Raw genomic sequence first — 1,794 nt, forward strand, 5'->3', positions numbered from 1 at the left:
TGTTGCTTAAACTGTAGCATAAAACGCGTTTGGCGTTGTATGGTTAAGCCTCACGGGTAATTAGTACAAGTTAGCTTAATGGCTCACACCACTTCCACATCCTGCCTATCAACGTTGTAGTCTTCAACGGCCCTTCAGAGACTTTAAAAGTCTAGTGAGAACTCATCTCGAGGCCTGCTTCGCGCTTAGATGCTTTCAGCGCTTATCAGTTCCGAACGTAGCTACCGGGCAATGCCATTGGCATGACAACCCGAACACCAGCGGTTCGTTCACTCCGGTCCTCTCGTACTAGGAGCAACCCCTCTCAATTCTCAAACGCCCACGGCAGATAGGGACCGAACTGTCTCACGACGTTCTAAACCCAGCTCGCGTACCACTTTAAATGGCGAACAGCCATACCCTTGGGACCGACTTCAGCCCCAGGATGTGATGAGCCGACATCGAGGTGCCAAACACCGCCGTCGATATGAACTCTTGGGCGGTATCAGCCTGTTATCCCCGGAGTACCTTTTATCCGTTGAGCGATGGCCCTTCCATTCAGAACCACCGGATCACTATGACCTACTTTCGTACCTGCTCGACGTGTCTGTCTCGCAGTTAAGCTGGCTTCTACCATTACACTAACCGTACGATGTCCGACCGTACTTAGCCAACCTTCGTGCTCCTCCGTTACTCTTTGGGAGGAGACCGCCCCAGTCAAACTACCCACCAGGCACTGTCCGTAACCCCGATTCAGGGGCCAACGTTAGAACATCAAAACTACAAGGGTGGTATTTCAAGGACGACTCCACAAAAACTAGCGTCTCTGCTTCTAAGTCTCCCACCTATCCTACACATGTAGGTTCAATGTTCAGTGCCAAGCTGTAGTAAAGGTTCACGGGGTCTTTCCGTCTAGCCGCGGGTACACAGCATCTTCACTGCGATTTCAATTTCACTGAGTCTCGGGTGGAGACAGCGTGGCCATGGTTACACCATTCGTGCAGGTCGGAACTTACCCGACAAGGAATTTCGCTACCTTAGGACCGTTATAGTTACGGCCGCCGTTTACCGGGGCTTCGATCAAGAGCTTCTCCGAAGATAACCCCATCAATTAACCTTCCGGCACCGGGCAGGTGTCACACCGTATACGTCATCTTGCGATTTTGCACAGTGCTGTGTTTTTAATAAACAGTCCCAGCCACCTGGTCACTGCGGCTCCAATCAGCTTAGAGAGCAAGTCTCATCACCAATCGGAGCGTACCTTCTCCCGAAGTTACGGTACGATTTTGCCTAGTTCCTTCACCCGAGTTCTCTCAAGCGCCTTAGTATTCTCTACCTGACCACCTGTGTCGGTTTGGGGTACGATTCGGTATAATCTGAAGCTTAGAGGCTTTTCCTGGAAGTATGGCATCAGCAACTTCATCACCTTGGTGACTCGTCTCGTGTCTCAGCCTAACAGCAACCCGGATTTACCTAAGTCACTAGCCTACACACTTTCACATGGACTACCATCGCCATGCTTGCTTAGCCTGCTCCGTCCCCCCATCGCAATTATACCAAGTACGGAAATATTAATCCGTTTCCCATCGACTACGCCTTTCGGCCTCGCCTTAGGGGTCGACTTACCCTACCCTGATTAACATGGGATAGGAACCCTTGGTCTTCCGGCGTGCGGGTTTTTCACCCGCATTATCGTTACTCATGTCAGCATTCGCACTTCTGATACCTCCAGCATGCCTCCCGGCACACCTTCAACGGCTTACAGAACGCTCCCCTACCACTCAAACAAAGTTTGAATCCGCAGCTTCGGTGCAT

At 51.2% G+C, this 1,794-nt stretch carries 1 rRNA gene; it reads right to left on the reverse strand.

Annotation, left to right across the window (positions count from 1 at the left end):
• Positions 1-39: 39 nt before the first annotated feature.
• Positions 40-1,794: ribosomal RNA gene (locus CWC30_RS17580) — 23S ribosomal RNA — on the reverse strand; the annotation flags it as partial.

Origin of the sequence: Pseudoalteromonas sp. S4741 (genome assembly GCF_005886135.1) — a bacterium.
Classification (GTDB): Bacteria; Pseudomonadota; Gammaproteobacteria; order Enterobacterales; family Alteromonadaceae; genus Pseudoalteromonas; species Pseudoalteromonas tetraodonis.